This window comes from Synechococcus sp. UW106 (genome assembly GCF_900474015.1).
Taxonomy (GTDB): domain Bacteria; phylum Cyanobacteriota; class Cyanobacteriia; order PCC-6307; family Cyanobiaceae; genus Parasynechococcus.
In genome coordinates, this window is sequence record NZ_UCNV01000009.1 from 132,340 (window position 1) to 148,723 (window position 16,384).

13 protein-coding genes are annotated in these 16,384 nt (G+C 61.6%); 4 read left to right on the plus strand and 9 right to left on the minus strand.

The genetic code is table 11. The features are described from left to right. Genes hisS through DXY30_RS08470 form a run of 5 tightly spaced genes read right to left on the minus strand, consistent with a single transcriptional unit; the run spans position 1 to position 7,554 of the window. Entirely contained in the window at positions 1–1,293 is a 1,293-nt protein-coding gene (hisS, locus tag DXY30_RS08450) for a histidine--tRNA ligase (RefSeq protein WP_115094459.1), read from the minus strand. A 41-nt stretch (positions 1,294–1,334) separates the two neighbouring features. Then, positions 1,335–2,585 carry a glycosyltransferase family 4 protein gene (locus DXY30_RS08455; protein WP_115094460.1) on the minus strand — a complete coding sequence of 417 codons (1,251 nt, stop codon included), beginning with the start codon at positions 2,583–2,585 and terminating at the stop codon, positions 1,335–1,337. A 3-nt stretch (positions 2,586–2,588) separates the two neighbouring features. After that, positions 2,589–3,842 carry an HlyD family secretion protein gene (locus DXY30_RS08460; protein ID WP_115094461.1) on the minus strand — a complete coding sequence of 418 codons (1,254 nt, stop codon included), beginning with the start codon at positions 3,840–3,842 and terminating at the stop codon, positions 2,589–2,591. A 2-nt stretch (positions 3,843–3,844) separates the two neighbouring features. Next, positions 3,845–6,772 (minus strand): type I secretion system permease/ATPase, encoded by a 2,928-nt coding sequence (locus tag DXY30_RS08465; RefSeq protein ID WP_115094462.1) that lies wholly within the window; start codon positions 6,770–6,772, stop codon positions 3,845–3,847. Then, positions 6,769–7,554 (minus strand): peptidylprolyl isomerase, encoded by a 786-nt coding sequence (locus DXY30_RS08470; RefSeq protein ID WP_115094463.1) that lies wholly within the window; start codon positions 7,552–7,554, stop codon positions 6,769–6,771. Before DXY30_RS08470 ends, DXY30_RS08465 begins: the two co-directional genes overlap by 4 nt. 100 nt (positions 7,555–7,654) lie before the next feature. Here DXY30_RS08470 and galE point away from each other — a divergent pair, with 100 nt between their 5' ends. Further along, complete coding sequence (gene galE / locus DXY30_RS08475) at positions 7,655–8,689, plus strand: UDP-glucose 4-epimerase GalE (RefSeq protein ID WP_115094952.1); 1,035 nt, start codon at positions 7,655–7,657, stop codon at positions 8,687–8,689. Further along, on the plus strand, positions 8,686–10,713 hold the full coding sequence (gene selD / locus DXY30_RS08480; RefSeq protein WP_115094464.1) for a selenide, water dikinase SelD: 2,028 nt from the start codon (positions 8,686–8,688) through the stop codon (positions 10,711–10,713). The genes galE and selD overlap by 4 nt, the downstream gene beginning before the upstream one ends. Here selD and DXY30_RS08485 read toward each other — a convergent pair. After that, positions 10,658–12,082: a hypothetical protein gene (locus DXY30_RS08485; protein WP_115094465.1), complete on the minus strand. Its 1,425-nt coding sequence runs from the start codon at positions 12,080–12,082 to the stop codon at positions 10,658–10,660. The two genes, selD and DXY30_RS08485, sit on opposite strands and share 56 nt — an antisense overlap. After that, on the minus strand, positions 12,079–13,290 hold the full coding sequence (locus DXY30_RS08490) for a CCA tRNA nucleotidyltransferase (RefSeq protein WP_115094466.1): 1,212 nt from the start codon (positions 13,288–13,290) through the stop codon (positions 12,079–12,081). The genes DXY30_RS08485 and DXY30_RS08490 overlap by 4 nt, the downstream gene beginning before the upstream one ends. A 45-nt stretch (positions 13,291–13,335) precedes the next feature. Here DXY30_RS08490 and DXY30_RS08495 point away from each other — a divergent pair, with 45 nt between their 5' ends. Further along, positions 13,336–14,322: an SIS domain-containing protein gene (locus DXY30_RS08495; protein ID WP_115094467.1), complete on the plus strand. Its 987-nt coding sequence runs from the start codon at positions 13,336–13,338 to the stop codon at positions 14,320–14,322. After that, positions 14,319–14,870, plus strand: a complete 552-nt coding sequence (locus DXY30_RS08500; protein WP_115094468.1) for an HAD family hydrolase — start codon at positions 14,319–14,321, stop codon at positions 14,868–14,870. Before DXY30_RS08495 ends, DXY30_RS08500 begins: the two co-directional genes overlap by 4 nt. Positions 14,871–14,872: 2 nt before the next feature. Here the strand turns inward: DXY30_RS08500 and kdsB are convergent, their stop codons facing one another. Further along, positions 14,873–15,652 carry a 3-deoxy-manno-octulosonate cytidylyltransferase gene (kdsB, locus tag DXY30_RS08505; protein ID WP_115094469.1) on the minus strand — a complete coding sequence of 260 codons (780 nt, stop codon included), beginning with the start codon at positions 15,650–15,652 and terminating at the stop codon, positions 14,873–14,875. Beyond that, entirely contained in the window at positions 15,652–16,362 is a 711-nt protein-coding gene (locus tag DXY30_RS08510) for a hypothetical protein (protein WP_115094470.1), read from the minus strand. Before DXY30_RS08510 ends, kdsB begins: the two co-directional genes overlap by 1 nt. Between the last annotated feature and the right edge of the window lie 22 nt (positions 16,363–16,384).

Sequence of the window (16,384 nt, forward strand, 5' to 3'; positions counted from 1 at the left end):
TCAAGGGCTGAGCAGTCTCTCCACAATCGCGGCAACTGGCGCAAGCGCAACGGTGAATTCCTCAGCCTTCTGTTTCAGCGGCTTAAGGCGCACCTCACCACGCTTGGCTTCCTCATCGCCGAGCACCACGGCCCAGCGCGCCCCGCTGCGATCCGCCCGTTTGAACTGCTTGCCAAAGGCGGAGCCGGATGCATCCAACTCCACCCACAACCCAGCTGCTCGCAAGTGACGTGCCAAGGCCAGAGCAGCAGGCTCAGCGTCTCCACCACGATTCACCACATAGACATCGGGGAATACCCGTGCTGTCAGCTGGGCAGCAACACCCTGAGGATCAGCCTGCGCGGCAGCTTCCAGCACCAGCATCAACCGTTCCATCCCAAGAGCCCAACCGATGGCGGGGGTCGGGGCTCCTCCCAACTGGCCGATTAAGCCGTCATAACGACCACCACCGCACACGGTGGCCTGAGCCCCGAGTTGATCACTGGTGATCTCAAAGGCTGTGTGGCTGTAGTAATCCAAACCCCGCACCAAAAGCGGATTGAGCTGGAAGGGAATTCCCAAGGCGGTCAGCCCGCGCTGCACACCTTCAAAACGCTCGCGGCTGGCATCACAAAGGGCATCCGCCAAGGTTGGCGCGTCCTCCAGCAGCGCCTGAGTGGTTTTGTTTTTGGAATCCAGGATGCGCAGCGGATTGGTGCTCAGCCGGGCCTGGGAATCGGGATCTAAAGCGTCAGACCGCTGTTCGAGCCAGGCCACCAGTGCATTGCGGTAGGCCTGGCGGTCCTCCGCAGTGCCAAGGCTATTCAATTCCAGCTCCAATCCCCCAACCCCAAGGCTGGCCAGGAGGTCCCAAGCCAGAGCGATCACCTCAACATCGCTGCGGGCAGTATCAGCACCCAGCCACTCCACACCGATCTGGTGGAACTGACGCTGCCGGCCGGCCTGGGGGCGCTCGTAGCGAAACATCGGCCCCGCATACCAGAGCTTCTGTGCACCCTGGCTGAGCAAGCCGTGCTGTATGGCAGCACGCACCACCGATGCTGTACCTTCCGGCCGCAGGGTGCAGGAGCGATCGCCCCGGTCTTGAAAGCTGTACATCTCTTTGCCCACCACATCGGTGCCCTCACCGATGCCACGGCAGAACAGATCGGTCGTCTCCAGAAGCGGCGTCCGAATCTCGCCAAACCCTGAACGCTGGAAATGCTCCCGAGCCATGGCCTCCACCGCCTGCCAGCGGTGAAGCGCCTCCGGCAGCAGATCCACCATGCCCCTGAGGCTCTGGAGCTGACTCACGTGCAGGATGCAGGTACAGCGCCTAAGTCTGCCGGGTGGCCTCAAACGCCGATGCTGCCGCTGGCCACCAGATCCATCAAGGCCAGCTGTCGGGTAACGCAGGCATTCAGGTCATAGGTGCGTTCAACCGTGCGGCGTGCTGCCTGGCCAAACGCTGCGGCGCGTTCACGGTCCTGCAGCAGCTCTGCCACTGCGGCTGCCAGATCACCTGGAGAAAAGAAATTCACCAGCAGGCCGTTCTGGCCATGGCGGATGACCTCCCGCACCGGTCCCGTGTCCGAACCAACCACGGGGCAACCACAGGCCATGGCCTCCAGCAGGCTCCAGCTCATCACAAAGGGGTAGGTGAGATAGACGTGGCAAGCACTGAGCTGCAACAACGGGATGAACTGCTCGTAAGGGAGGGTGCCGGTGAAATGAACCCGAGTGGGGTCGTACTGGCCATCGATCTCCGCCAGAAACTGGTCTCGCCATTCCCCATCAGGGCAGGCCGCTCCATAGCTGACCCCCTCGGTTTTACCGACCACCACCAAGCGGGCCTCAGGATGCAGACGCTGCAGCTCGGGAATGGCACGAATGAAGGTGTGGCAGCCCCGATAGGGCTCAAGGCATCGGTTCACGAACGTGACGATGGGCTGCCCCTTCTCCAGCAAAGTGCCGTCGGGCAGGGTGAGCGGTGTGGGCGATGGATTAGGGACCGCCTTGCGAGTGTCGACTCCGTCATGAATGACACTGATCCGGCGACGACAGTGCTCAGGGAAGCTGCTGGCCTGGAAATGGGTGGGTGAAATGTTCCAATCCGCCTGCTCGAGGGTTAGATGGAGGTAGGCATTCTTCATCGTGAGTTTCGCCTGACCATGCCAGTCGCGATCCTCCTGGAATTCCGGATCGAAATTGGAATCGAATCCCTGCTCGTTGTAAAAGAACTCCTGGTAACAAAGAAGCGGTGAATCCGGCCAGATCGCCTTGAGGAACAGTGGTTCACCCCAGCCAGGGTGCGCACAAATCAGATCCGGAACAAATCCCTTGTCTTTAAGTTGTTGAGCAGCTCTGGCACAGCCTTCGGCACGGATCACCTTGGTTTCCGTTTCCATCACCAGAGGATGAACCCCCTCTGTGTTGCCGCGATCAAGGCGGTAGCGGAGATGGTTAAGGCTCTCGGGGATGCCACGGCCGTGGTCCAAGGCATTGAGGCCCAAGGCCACCAGCCGATGCTGACCGTGTTGGGCCAGGCGCTTAATGATATGGACGTACTGGCCTGGAAAATTCTGATGAACGAAGAGAATCCGCACCGGTCAGAGACGCTGCAGTGATTTCGCTTTGTCCTGAAACTCACCAAGCAGAAGCTGCAGGTAGGAGACCTTGCGCAACTTGATATTGGCTGTCAGGCTCATGCCCACTTGTAAAGGCAGCGAGGCACCAGACTGGAGCTTCAGCTGTTGATCATCCAGCTGAATCGTGACCGGGAAACTGAATTCCTGGCGCTGCTCCTGGGGATCCGGCTCCAGAGCATCAGAACCGATGTGGATCACCTTTCCCTTGAGAACACCAAAATCACTGGATGGGAAAGAGTCGATACTGATATCGGCATTCATACAGGCCTCGCGCTTCTCAGGGCAACCTGGGGGAACCTGCACAAAACCGATCTTGTTACTTGGCACCTCCACCTTGGCTTCGAGCGAACCCACGGGCACGACCTTCATCACCGTCTGGGTGGACTGCGCCGTGAAACCACGGGAAGTGGGCTTGAGATCAAAGACCACCCCATCCACAGGCGACTTGAGCTGCTGATAGCGAAGGGTGACCTTGGTCTGCACCAAGCGACCATTGAGATCGGCGAGCTCCGACTTCAACTGGGCGGTCTGTTGATCCAAAACGGCTATTTGACGCAGGCGGTCGGCCTTGCTCTGCATCAACTTGCCACGAGTTTCCTCAACGACATTCTGCTGATTGAGGTATTGCAATTCCGAAGTAGCACCCACTGCCTCCAACTGGTCAAAGCGTTCCAGAATTTCAGCGTGAAGCTCAAGGTTGTTCTCCAGCATCAACAACTGTTCCTGGTTGACCTGCAAATAATTGTGTTTTTCCTCCTCCTTCAGAATTAACTGCTCCTTCTTGAGCTTGATCGTCTTTTCCAGGCTGTTCCGCTGTTCCTCGCTGGATTCGGTATCCAGCTTCATCAGCACCTGGCCAGCCTTCACCTGATCCCCTTCCTTCACGAGGATCTGATCGGCCACACCACCCACAGGCATCTGAATGTCCTGCACGGAACCGATCGGCTTCAACTGGCCTGGCGCCACAACGATCTCCTCGGTCCGTGCCAAGGCCAGCCAACCCACACCGAACACGGTGGTGCCAATCAAGGTCCAGGTGACGGTGCCCATCCAGAAGCGCCCCTGCTGGAGAATCGACTCGTCGTAGGTCTCGACATGACTGACGTCTTGTGTTGCGCCAGGATCGAAACGTCGAAAAAAGTCTCGGGACGTCGCGAAGAGATTGCTAGAGCCCTGCTTGACCAAAGTTGTCACGTTTTGCGGATTGAGCTTCATGGTCAGGTGCTCTCCTGCTGGCGGTAAAGGGCGTAGTAGCGACCGCGATGCGTCATCAATTCATCGTGCGTGCCGACTTCAACGACGGCTCCCTGATGAAGCATCACGATCATGTCGGCCTGACGAATGGTCGACAGACGGTGGGTGATGAAGAAGACCGTTTGATCATCAAGATTGTCCAGAAGGTTGTCGCAGACCTTCCGTTCGGTTTCGTAATCGAGGGCGCTGGTGGCCTCGTCCATCACCAGCAGCTTGGGGTTGCTCAGCAGGGTGCGGGCGATGGCAACCCGCTGTCGCTGTCCCCCGCTGAGTGCTGCCCCACGTTCGCCCACGGGGGTGCTGTAACCACTGGGCAGATCCATGATGAAGTCATGGGCGTTGGCGAGACGCGCGGCTCGAACAATCTCTTCACTGGAGGCCTCCAGATTGGTAAGCGCGATGTTTTCGCTCACGGTTCCGCTGAACAGCAGGGGATCCTGGGGAACGATGCCGATCTGTCGGCGCAGGGAATAGAGCTCGACCTTTCCGATGTCGTAGCCATCGATCAGGATCCGACCTTTCTCGGGGTCGTAAAGCCGGGGTAGCAGCTTCATCAACGTGCTCTTGCCGCTGCCGCTCTGACCGACGATCCCCACAAAAGTGCCGGAGGGAATCTCGAGATTCACGTCCTTGAGCACCTGGGGCTGACCGGGGCGGAAGCGGAACGACAAGTTCTCAAACCGCACCTCTCCCTCCAGCGGAGGGAGCATCACCTTGGACTTGTCGACCTCATCGGATTCCTCCGGTGTATCGATCACATCAGCAAGCCGTTCAAAGCTGACGCGCAACTCCTGGATGTTCTGCCAAATCGTTGAGAGCCGCAGCAAAGGTTGGGTGACATAACCGGAGATGATCCGGAACGCGATCAACTGGCCGAGGCTGAGATCACCACTCAAGACCATGGAGGCACCGATCCAGAGCACCATCAGCTGAGAGATCTTCTGGAGCACCTGACTCGTCTGGTTCAGGGCCGTGCCGGTGATCGTTTTCTCAAAGGTACGGGCGATGTACTTGGAGTAGAACTCTTGCCAGCGCCAGCGGCTGACCATCTCAACGTTCTGGGCTTTCACCGTTTGGATGCCGGTCAGCACCTCCACCAAATGGCTCTGAGTCTTGGCGTTTTCTTCGGCAGCAGCCCGGAACTGACGGCGAAATAGGGGCGCCCCAAGCAAGGTCAGACCAATTTGAATCGGCAGAACGGAGAGGGCAAGCAAGGTGAGTAGCCAGCTGTAGAGCACCATCACCGCGATGTAGATCACGGAAAAAGCAGCATCCAGGATGGTTGTGAGGGCCTGACCGGTGAGGAAATTGCGGATCTTCTCCAATTCAGCCACCCGGGTTCCCAGTTCACCCACAGGGCGACTGTCGAAGTAGCCGAGGGGGAGACGCAGGAGATGGTCGATCACCTCTGCGCCGAGGCGCTGGTCGATCCGGTTGGTGGTTTCCGCGAACAGGAAGGTCTTGAGACTGCTAAGCACACCCTCCAAAATGGTGACGACCACAAGGGCAATTCCCAGCACCTGCAAGGTGTCCAGGCTGCGCTGGGTAATCACCTTGTCGATGATCACCTGGATCAGCAACGGGTTAGCGAGGGTGAACAGCTGAACCACAAAACTGGCGGCCAGCACCTGAATCAGCACGCCGCGATAGCGCTTCAAAGCTGGCCAGAACCAACCGGGCCCGAACTTCTGATCGGGGGTGGCGTTGGACCGCTCCATGAGCAAAAGCTCGATCCCTTCAGGGAACTGCTCAGTCAGATCATCCGGATCCAGAGTCACCATGCCCTGCTTGGGCGAAGCCAGCTTCAGACCCCGCTCGTTGCTGGCGATCACCAAAGCGAATCCACCCTGCCAGGGCAGCATGGAGGGCACCTGCAGCCGGGTCCCCGCTCCCGCCGGCACCCGTGCTGCCATCACGTGCAGACCCAGACTTGCCGCCAGCTGTCCGCAAAGCTTGAGATTGGGGATAAAACCGCGCTGAAGATAGTCCTGAAGCACCTTCTCGATCGAATCACGGCGAAACGGCAGCTTCATCAGCTGCGCCAGCATTTGGAAACAAGCCAGAGTTTCCTGAAGCGGACCATCTGCACGGATCAGCCTCAGGCTGTCGACCAAATTCCGCTCCGGGCTGTAGCTGCTCACGGGAGGCAGAACCTCAGCGTCCTGGATCGATGCAACGGGGGCGAGCGAACCGCTGTTTCCCTTCTCCTCTCCGGCTTGATCTGAGATACCAGAGGCGGGCAGAGACACCAGCCGAAGCGAAAACGGCTCGCAGACCGGTAGATCCACTGATGACCGGACCGGCTGACCGACCATCAGGTCGCCCCATGCACTGGTGACATACAGCAGCTTCCCTGCAGCTAAAGCAGCATCCACCGCAGCTGGTTCCGGGAAACAACGCTCGGAGTATTGAAGGGCATCCTCGAGCTTTTCAAGGGCGGAGCTGTCGGTCTCCGGGGTGTTCTTCTCAAGAACTTCCAACAACTTGAGCAGCTCCTGTGGCCAGAGCTGCTGATCACACCACTGACGAAAAGAAGCTTCGTTGGAATAAAGCTCACGCCAGAGTTCATCCGAGATGGCGCAGGCAATCACCTCCTCAGCGGCGATCACGTTCTCGCACGGGGCACCGCAAAGCAGGCTGGCGGCCCCGATCACACTGCCAGGGCCGAACTTGCCCACGGTGGTGAGGCGGCCGTTATGACGGCCGACAAGCCTGGCCTGACCTTGGAGGATGACCAGTATCCGGGCTGCGATGTCATTGGAGTCACACAGCTGCCCCCCGAGTTCGAAACGGAGCAAATTGCAGCCACTTTTCAAGGAGGAAGCCGAGGCATCGGACAAGTCACAGAACGCCGGATGCTCCAGCAACGGGAAATAGCGTGACTGGGTCATCGGGAAATACTGAAGTCGCTGAAATCGCTGATGGGCAGTGGTTCTGATGTCTCGGACGCCAACTTGCTCAAGCTCTTGGCGGTTTCCTCATCGACCCAGGCGTCGAACATTTCTTGGCACATTTGGTCGGAAACCTCATCGGTGAACGTTGCCGGCGAGTAACGCTCCAACCGAACGACCAGCCACCAGTCCGAGATACGAAAAGGTTCCAACAGGACGCCAGGCTGAGACACCCGTAATTTCTCGACCAAGATCGGATGCGCCTGAGTAAGGGAAACGGGGCCCACGATTCCGTTGGTGTTGCGTTCCGGTCCCTCGGCGTAGCGCTTGGCCAAATCAGCGAAGTTGGATTCACCGGATTCAATCTGTAAGTAAAGCTCTCGCGCTAGGAAGCTGTTCTCGATTCGCAGCAGGCTGTACACCACCTGATCCAATTCGCTCTTGCGTTCCAGGAAGCGTGCCTCCGCCTTGGCCGCGAAATGCTCCCGCATCAAGCTGCGGCGACGGATCCCGTGGCGCAAACGCTCCAAAACCTCCTCCTCACTGCGCCCTAGCTGCGCCAGCAGCTCCGCCCACTGCTCCATGCCGTCAAACCCACGCTGGTGGAGGAAGCCAAGCCGAGCCCGCTCCAACTGTTCTGCGGAGACCACAACATCGGCGATCGCCTCGCTGATCACCATCTGCTCCACCAAGGGCTTGAGCAGGTTGAACCGGTCGAGTAAGGCCTGGCCCTCGGCGCCAATTGCTTGTTGCAATTTCGGAACCACCTTTCCGGTGTTCACAAGTCCAGTGCAATAAGCGAAAACTAGGTTGTTTCGCTTAGGAAGGCAGGTTTTTGCAATCAAGCTGATTCAGAATCAGCTGATCAAAGGGACTGAAGATATGGGCCGGCGCTTCCTCATTACCGGCGGTGCAGGCTTCATTGGAAGTCACACCTCCGTTGTGCTGCTGGAGCAGGGCCACGAGCTTGTGGTCCTAGACAACTTCGACAACAGCAGTCCTGAAGCACTGCGTCGTGTGCAGGAACTGGCGGGGTCGAGCCAGCTGACTCTGGTGAAGGGAGATGTGCGCGACCCCAGCGCTGTGGATCAGGCCTTCCGCGCTGCCGGGGCTGTGGATGGCGTGATTCATTTCGCCGGACTCAAGGCCGTGGGCGAATCCGTGCAAGATCCGCTGCGCTACTGGGATGTGAACGTCAATGGCAGCCGGATTCTTGCGGCAGCTATGCAAACTCACGGCTGCCGAACCCTAGTTTTCAGCAGCACCTCAACCTCGTACGGAGAGCCAGACACCTTCCCGCTGCGGGAAGACATGCCAACCGCTCCAGTGCATCCCTATGCCCAGACCAAAGTGGCCGTGGAACAGATGCTCAGCGCCCTCTGCCGCTCTAGACCATGGCGGGTGGCTTCCTTGCGCTACTTCAATCCTGTAGGAGCTCATCCGAGCGGCCAGATCGGGGAGGACCCCATGGGCATTCCCAACAACCTGTTCCCCTTCATCACCCAGGTGGCCGCCGGCCGCCGTGAACAGCTGCGCATCTTTGGCCAGGACTACCCAACACCCGACGGGACGGGGATCCGCGACTATTTACACGTGATGGACTTGGCCGAGGCCCATGGAAAGGCACTCGAGCACCTGCTTCAGCAGCCAACCCCTTACTCCCTGACCCTCAATATCGGCACGGGCCGTGGGCTCAGCGTTTTGGAGGTGGTGCAAGGGTTTGAGGCCGCCACTGGGCTCACCATTCCGTACGAGGTTGTGGAGCGTCGCGCCGGCGATGTGCCCCGCCTGGAGGCCTGCCCCAAGAAGGCCCAGGACGTGCTCGGCTGGAGTGCCCGACGAACACTGGAGGAGATGTGCCGCGATGGCTGGGCCTGGCAACAGGCCAATCCATCCGGATACCGAGGCCCCACATGAGCACAGGCGGCCTGCTGGTCTTGGCCGGCGGAGGGCACAGCCATGCCCTTGTGCTGAAACGCTGGGCCATGCAGCCGGAACAGCGGCCAAAGCAAAACATCGTGCTGGTGAACCGCACCAGCACAGCGCTGTACTCGGGGATGGTGCCGGGCCTGATTGCTGGGATCTACAGCCCCAACGAACTCGCCATTGACCTGCGCCAGCTCTGCGATCGGGCCGGAGTGGCTTTCTTGAGAGCGGAAATCACCGGACTAACGCCTCAACAGAACTGTCTGAGGCTTCGTGACCGGCCCGAACTCCACTTCGATTGGCTCAGCCTGGATGTGGGCGCCGTAAGCCGACCGAGCGCTATGGGGATTCCGATCAAGCCATTAGAAGCCTCACTCGCCTTTCTGAAGAGCGAAGAGGCGAACGACCCTCGGCCCCTGCGGGTGATCGGGGCGGGAGCCGCCGGCCTGGAAGTCGTTCTGGCGCTGCGACGCCGCTGGCCGCAGAGGGCACTTCAGCTGCAACAGCGCAGCGGACAACTGGATCCAGCCCTCCAACAGGTGCTGCAACAAGCACGCATCGCCTTGGTGAACGACGACAGCCACCACAGCGGACCCAGCCTGATCTGCACGGGAAGTCAGGGACCGGCATGGCTCGCGACGTCCGGTCTGCCCGTGGATCCCGATAGCCGTATCCGCACGGATCGCTGCTTGAGGGTGGAAGGACATCCATCACTGTTCGCCAGCGGGGACTGTGCCGTCATCAGCGCAGCGCCCCGCCCGGCATCGGGGGTGTGGGCAGTGCGAGCCGGGCGCCCCTTGGCCACCAATTTGGAAGCAGCTTGCCAGGGCCAACCACTTCGTCCCTGGCAGCCACAACGTGAAGCGCTGCAGCTGATCGGCAGTCATGAGGATGCCGCTTGGGCGCGATGGGGGAGCTGGCGGCTGGGGCCATCCCCCCTGATTTGGCGCCTGAAGCAACGCATCGACCGCGCCTTCATGGCCGGCTTTCAGCGACCGCCGACGATGCCCGATGCGGCTCCGATGGCCTGCCGGGGTTGCGCAGCCAAGTTGCCCGCACAACCCCTAGGCGCAGCCCTGGAACGGGTAGGGCTGGGGGGGCAGCCGGAAGACGCCGCTCTTCTCCCTGGCAATCAAGAGCTGCTGCAAAGCATGGATGGCTTTCCGGCCCTAGTGAGTGACCCCTGGCTTAACGGCCGTCTGACGGCCCTGCATGCCTGCTCTGATCTATGGGCTTGCGGTGCTGAGGTCTCTAGCGCTATGGCAACGATCACGCTGCCGATGATCCCGGCCAACGATCAGCAGGAGCTGCTGGTGCAGACCCTCGCCGGCATCCGCTCGGTTCTGGATGAACAGGGCGCCGAGCTGATCGGTGGACACACGATGGAGTCGCGCAGCGCCGCACCCTTGCCGGCAAGCCTCGGGGTACAGGTCACCCTCACGGTGAACGGCAGCAGCAGCAAACCGCCCTGGCTGAAATCAGGGCTGCGGCCAGGTGATGCCCTGCTAATCAGTCGCCCCCTGGGGACCGGTGTGCTGTTTGCAGGGGCCATGAGCGGCGCCACGAAAGCTCCTGATCTGGATGCTGCGCTGCGGGGCATGGCGTGCAGCCAGCACACGCTGCTTCAGCAGGTGGAGCCGGTCCGGAAGGACATTCACGCCTGCACCGACATCACCGGTTTCGGCCTGCTCGGGCATCTGGGCGAGATGCTCCAGAACAAACCAGGACTCACGATCCATCTGGACGGCCCTGCGATCCCTGCCTACGCCGGAGCCCTGGAGCTGTTCGAACGCGGCGTTTCCAGCACACTGGCTCCTTCCAACCGGACCGCCTGGCGGTGGTTGGAGGGCCCCGTTCAGCTGGAGCAGCACCCTTCAGCGGCCCTGCTGGAGCTGCTGGTGGACCCCCAAACCTGTGGCCCCCTGCTGCTGGCCTGCAGCAGCGAAGCCGCAGCACAGCTCACTCAGAACGGCCCATGGCTTCAGATCGGCAGCGCAGCAGCCGCGCATGGGTGAGGTCAATGGCTTGCGGTTCACAGTGAAACCCCGCCTGCTCAAGCTGCGATTCCAGGGGTTTGAGCTTGCGCGCCATGGCCGGTGGCGGCCCGCTGCTAGCCAACCAGATCTGCTGCGGCTGATCCTGCTCCTGCAGCCGTTGCTTGAGATCCGCCTTTCCCCCCCATGGCGCTGAAGGCGAAGGGATCCGACCCATCGCCGCCTCCATCCGGTCGCTGAGGTTGAACAGACGCTCGCGGGGGCTGTAGCGATCAGCCAGCCCACTAGTGCGCTGGCTGATCAGACGGAACTGGTCCTGTTCCCGCACACCGCCGACGCCGGCATCGAGCTCGCTGAACCCCGGCCCCCACCAGCTGGCCAACATCAGCCCCAGCACAACAAGACCACAGCCACGGCCAAAGCGATTGAGCTCCAAACCACCGATCTGCGCCGCCAGGACGGGCACCACAGCCGGCAGCAGCACGACGAAGTAACGGCTGAAGGCCATCGGTTTCACAAACGACACAGCAACAACTCCGAGCACCATCAGCAATGACGGCATCAGACCGCTTTGATCGAGCAAAGCCGACTCTGGCCACGGCAAACGGCGCAGCCCTCCCCAGCTCCGCAGAGCAACCAGCAACAGCAGAATCAAGGCCAACTTGGGCAGCGGCCAGAGGCCGAGGCCGCGAGCCAAGGTCTCTTCAAGCAACGCGTAATCCGGTGCACCGATCCAGCTGCCGGCCCGGGAGCTGAACAGGTAGTCCGCGGCGTAGGCCATCCAAGCCAAGCCTGGGAGGGCGCCAATCAAGGCGGCAGCGGCAACGGTCCAGCGACGCTGCCAGCCATCCCAAGCCGCGGCCGACAACACCAGAAACAACCCATAAAAATGGGTTAGTCCGGCCAGCCCAGCCACAGCGCCATAGGCAAACGGCCGAGCCGAACGGCGCCACCACCAGGCAAGCGCCACCAGCAGCACCAGCACGGCATAACTCTTGCCCTCGATCGCGAACCGGATCGGATAGGGGCTGCAGAAGACCAGCAGCGCTGCCACCGCCGCCACCCTGGACCTGATGTCCTCCCGGCCAAGGGCCATCGCCTGACGGACCATGACCAGGCCACCCGCCAGATAAGCCAACCAGGACAGCAGGCGAAGGCTGACCGGGCTCTGGCCAACCAGATGCCCCCACAGCCAAAGCAGGCCGTAGTAGGCCGGGGGATGGGTGTCCTCCCGCAGCATCGCCAGCAGGCTGCTGAAGCTGGGCTGAAAGCTCTTGCCAACGCTGTAGAGCTCATCGCTCCAGAGCGCCGTGGCATCGATCAACAACAAGGCCCGCAGGCCAAAGGCCAGGCAAACAGCCACCACCAGCAGAAGCCAGCTGCGTTTCATCGGCTGCTGTCCTGGGCTGCGCTGCGCTGCCTACGCAACTCTGCACCGATCGCCGGGCCCGGCTGCCAACCAGCGGCGATCAGGTCGCGCGCCGTCTGCCGCGCCTGAATCCTGCGCCAGCGGCCCCACCAGCGCAGCAGCGGTTTCCATTGCCTTGGCCGGAGGGTCACAGCCAGCGCCACCGCCTCCGGCTGCCAACCCTGATCTTCAAGGGCCGTCGACCAGATCGACGGGCTGGCCTGCAAAGCCGGGGGGGTGTCGGCCAGCCAGTCGCTAATAGCCCCACACTGCTGCAGCCATTGCTGTTGCTTGCCAGGAATTTGCAGCCTTTGCGCCACCGCGACTGGGTCCGCTGCTCCCAAGAGCAACGCCGGCATCAAGGGGAGGCCCAGACGTCGAGCCCAGCGCAGCCGCTCGATGCGGTGTGGATCCTGCTGAAGTTGCGGATCCAACAGCGGCAGTGCCTGCCACTCCGCCAGCAGATCAAGAGCAGCCGCCCAGGGTTCCCGCTCCAGCAGCCGCTCCAGCTCCATCCGCAGTCGACTGGCCAAGGCCGGCGGTGCCGACAACACCGCATCGCCCGAAGCCCAGGGCCAGGGCCACTGCGCAACGGTGCTGCAAATCTGCGCACGGCTCTCCTCAGCAAGCTGGAAACCCAGCCGCGCTGCGTAGCGGGCGGCGCGAATCACCCGGGTGGGATCGTCGTGCACGCTGCTCCCATGCAGAAAACGCAGCTGACCTGAGGCCAGATCCTCCTGGCCATGGTGAAGATCGATCAGCTCACCGGCCACCAGATCGCGGGCCATCGCATTGATCGTGAAATCCCGGCGCGCGAGGTCAGCTTGCAGGGTGCCTGCTCGCACCACGGGATTCTCCGCGGGGCCTGGGTAATGCTCTTGTCGCGCCATGGCCAGATCCAGGGGGATCCCATCCAGCTGAAACGCCACCGTGCCGAAGGCCCCATGCTCTTGAACATCGGTGATGCGACGAGGACCGCACTGGCGGACCAGTTCCTCCAAGAGCGCAGCGGCATCTCCCTCCACCACCCAGTCCAGATCAGGAACACCTGACCAGGCGCGACCGCAGCGCTGATGCAGCAACTGATCCCGCACGACCCCACCAACCAGTGCCAGACGCGGAATGCCGAGGGATCGCGCAGCGCCCTGCAATGCCTCCAGAACCGAAGACGGCACACCTGGAAGATCCATTGCGTGGCGTGCAGGAGAATGGGTTGATCATCACGGATTACGTCCTTGTCCGCTCTCACCCGCTGCCTTCAGGAGGAAGCCTCAGCGATCGCCACCGCTGCCGAACGGTTGAGCAGCGACCAAGTGGAAGCGGCCCTCGCCCTGCTGGAGCGCTGTGCAGATCGCAAGGCCAAGCTAGTCATCACCGGTGTAGGCAAAAGCGGCATCGTGGCCCGCAAAATCGCGGCCACGTTCTCTTCAATTGGGCTCATGGCCCTGTTCCTCAATCCCACAGACGCGCTCCACGGCGATCTGGGCGTAGTGGCAGCCGAGGACGTCTGCCTGCTTCTCTCCAACAGCGGGGAAACCACTGAGTTATTAGAGGTGCTACCGCACCTGACCCGACGAGGAACGGGACGGATCGCCATCGTCGGGCGAGCTGACTCATCCTTGGCCCGCGGCAGTGACGTGGTGCTGGAAGCCGGCGTGGACCGTGAGGTGTGCCCCCTGAATCTGGCCCCCACCGCCAGCACAGCCGTGGCCATGGCCATCGGTGATGCCCTGGCGGCGGTCTGGATGGAGCGGCGCGGCATTTCACCGGCAGATTTCGCCCTCAATCACCCCGCCGGATCCCTGGGCAAGCAGCTGACCCTCACGGCAGCCGACCTGATGGTGCCCGCCAATCAACTGCACCCCCTCCAGCCCCAGACCCCCTTACCCGATGTGATCGGCGGCCTGACGCGCGATGGCATCGGCAGTGGTTGGGTCGAAAATCCCGACAGCCCCGGAGGCCTGCTCGGCATCCTCACGGATGGCGATCTGCGTCGTGCCCTGCAGGATCACAGCCCTGAAACCTGGACCCATCTGAGAGCCAAGGATCTGATGACCGCCGATCCGATCACGGTCAAGGCAGATGTGTTGGTGGTGAAAGCCTTAGAGCAGATGGAGCGCAACCGACGCAAACCCATCTCTGTGCTCCCGGTCGTCAATCAAGAGAAACAACTGATAGGCCTGCTGCGCCTGCATGATCTGGTGCAGGCCGGTCTCGCATGAACGGGCTGAGGTGGTGGTTGCTGCGGCGCCGCTTGAAAACAATTCAGCTGCTCGTGCTGGATGTGGATGGTGTACTCACCGATGGGGGCCTTTGGTTCGACGCCGAGGGGCAGCTGAGCAAACGCTTTGATGTGCGCGATGGCCTGGGAATCCGCCTGCTGCAACAGGCGGGGCTGCACATCGCCTTTCTCAGTGGTGGCCAGGGAGGAGCGACAGAGGTACGGGCCCGGCAGCTGGGCATCAAGCATTGCCTGGTGGGCATCAAGGACAAGCCTGCCGCCCTCACCGCCCTACAGAACCAACTGGGAGTGAGCACCGAGCAAACGGCTTTCGTGGGAGATGACCTCAACGATCTGGCCGTTCGGCCGGTGGTGAGCCTGTTGTTCGCCCCTGCCGACGCCTGTCGGCCCGTCCGCCAGGGTGCCGACGCGGTGCTTGATCGCCGGGGGGGCCATGGGGCCGTACGGGAGCTGGCGGAACGCATCCTTCAGGGGCGTGGCCGCTGGGGACGCCTGCGCCGCGACGGCTGGAAAGACCGCAACGATTGAAGTCAGACCATGGCCCGGGCCTGTTCCAACTGTTCGGCGGTGTCCACCGACAGCGATGTGCCCTCCACCGGGAAGGTGGCAATCGTGAGGCCGGCCTCGATCAGCCGCAGCTGCTCAAGCCGTTCCAGATCCTCCAACGGGGAGGCAGGCAACTGATCCCAGGCGGCGAGCACGTCTCCCCGGAAGCCATACATCCCCACATGCCCCCAGTAGGTGGTGTGCTGATGCCAATCCGCCTCGGCCACATCGCGCACGTGGGGGATGGCGGACCGAGAGAAATAAAGGGCGCGGCCGTCGTGGGCCAAGAGGGTCTTGACGACATTGGGGTTGTGAACCGATTCAGGCTTCAGCCCGTAAACAGGGGTTACCACCGCGGGCACCGGATCCTGACGCCGAAATTCCTCGACAATCGAGTCGATCACGGCGGGATCAATGAATGGTTGATCGCCCTGAACGTTGATCACGGCCGTCTCTGCTGCAACGGGATCCGCTTCCCCCCAGGCCAGGGCCATGAGGGGGTGGGCCACCGATGCGATGCGCTCGCTGCCGGAACTACAGGATTCCGCAGTCATCAGCACCGGAAACCCCCACGCCTCAGCGCGGGCCTGCAACTCGGCGCTATCAGTGCAGAGCACCACTGCCTCAACGCTGCGGGCCTGACGGCAGCGTTCCAAAACCCTCTGGATCATCGGTTGGCCGCCGATATCAGCCAACACCTTGTTGGGCAGTCGCGACGACTGAAGCCGTGCCGGAACGGCCACCACACACTTACGAATCGCCATCAATCCCAGAGTTTCATTGCATCGTCGCGGGCACTGAACCATTCAGCGGCCAGTGGCCCACCCATGGTGCGCTGTTCGCGAAACCAGGGACCGCCCAAGGTCCAGTGCAGCATCGGGGAGACCTGCTCGGACTCCGGCGGAGCCTGCACATCCACCAAATGATTCCAACCGCCTTGGATGGCACCGATCTCGTGGTCACCTTCCAGCCAGTGGAAGCGGTGCAACTCAAGCCCTGTTGCCGTGTTCACGTAGTCGGGCGTGAGTTTGGTGCAGCGGCTGCAGTTGAGCAGCATCAGGGAACTCCAGTTCTTCTTCGGGTAGGCGCTCTGCACCTCACCGAGAAATTTCACGGTCTCGCCTGGCACATGCTCGTGCTGAACACACATGGCGCCGTAAGCATCATCGCGCTGATCCCAGAGCGACTTGATATCAGCCCGGCACAGCATGTCGCAATCCATAAATAGGGCCCAGCCCTGATAGCCCATCAGATGGGGTACAAGAAATCGGGTGAAGGAAAACGCCGTGCTCTGCTTGGGATCCCTTTCGCGCCGGAACAACCCCTGGGCCTCCAGCTGGGGTGTCACCAGCGGGGTGATCGCCAGCGGGAGGCTGCTGTTCTGGTAAAGGCTATCGATCAGAACATTGGTCGCCGCCCGCTCTCTTGGGTCGTAGCCGATAAAAATAGGAATCGGCTGGCTGGAGGTCGACACAGTCCGTTGATGGCTGGGGAGG

Coding starts and splice junctions, on each gene's coding strand:
- DXY30_RS08460 (WP_115094461.1), bottom strand. CDS start 3,842: ATGAAGCTCAATCCGCAAAACGTGACAACTTTGGTCAAGCAGGGCTCT.
- DXY30_RS08465 (WP_115094462.1), bottom strand. CDS start 6,772: ATGACCCAGTCACGCTATTTCCCGTTGCTGGAGCATCCGGCGTTCTGT.
- galE (WP_115094952.1), top strand. CDS start 7,655: ATGGGCCGGCGCTTCCTCATTACCGGCGGTGCAGGCTTCATTGGAAGT.
- selD (WP_115094464.1), top strand. CDS start 8,686: ATGAGCACAGGCGGCCTGCTGGTCTTGGCCGGCGGAGGGCACAGCCAT.
- DXY30_RS08485 (WP_115094465.1), bottom strand. CDS start 12,082: ATGAAACGCAGCTGGCTTCTGCTGGTGGTGGCTGTTTGCCTGGCCTTT.
- DXY30_RS08490 (WP_115094466.1), bottom strand. CDS start 13,290: ATGGATCTTCCAGGTGTGCCGTCTTCGGTTCTGGAGGCATTGCAGGGC.
- DXY30_RS08500 (WP_115094468.1), top strand. CDS start 14,319: ATGAACGGGCTGAGGTGGTGGTTGCTGCGGCGCCGCTTGAAAACAATT.
- kdsB (WP_115094469.1), bottom strand. CDS start 15,652: ATGGCGATTCGTAAGTGTGTGGTGGCCGTTCCGGCACGGCTTCAGTCG.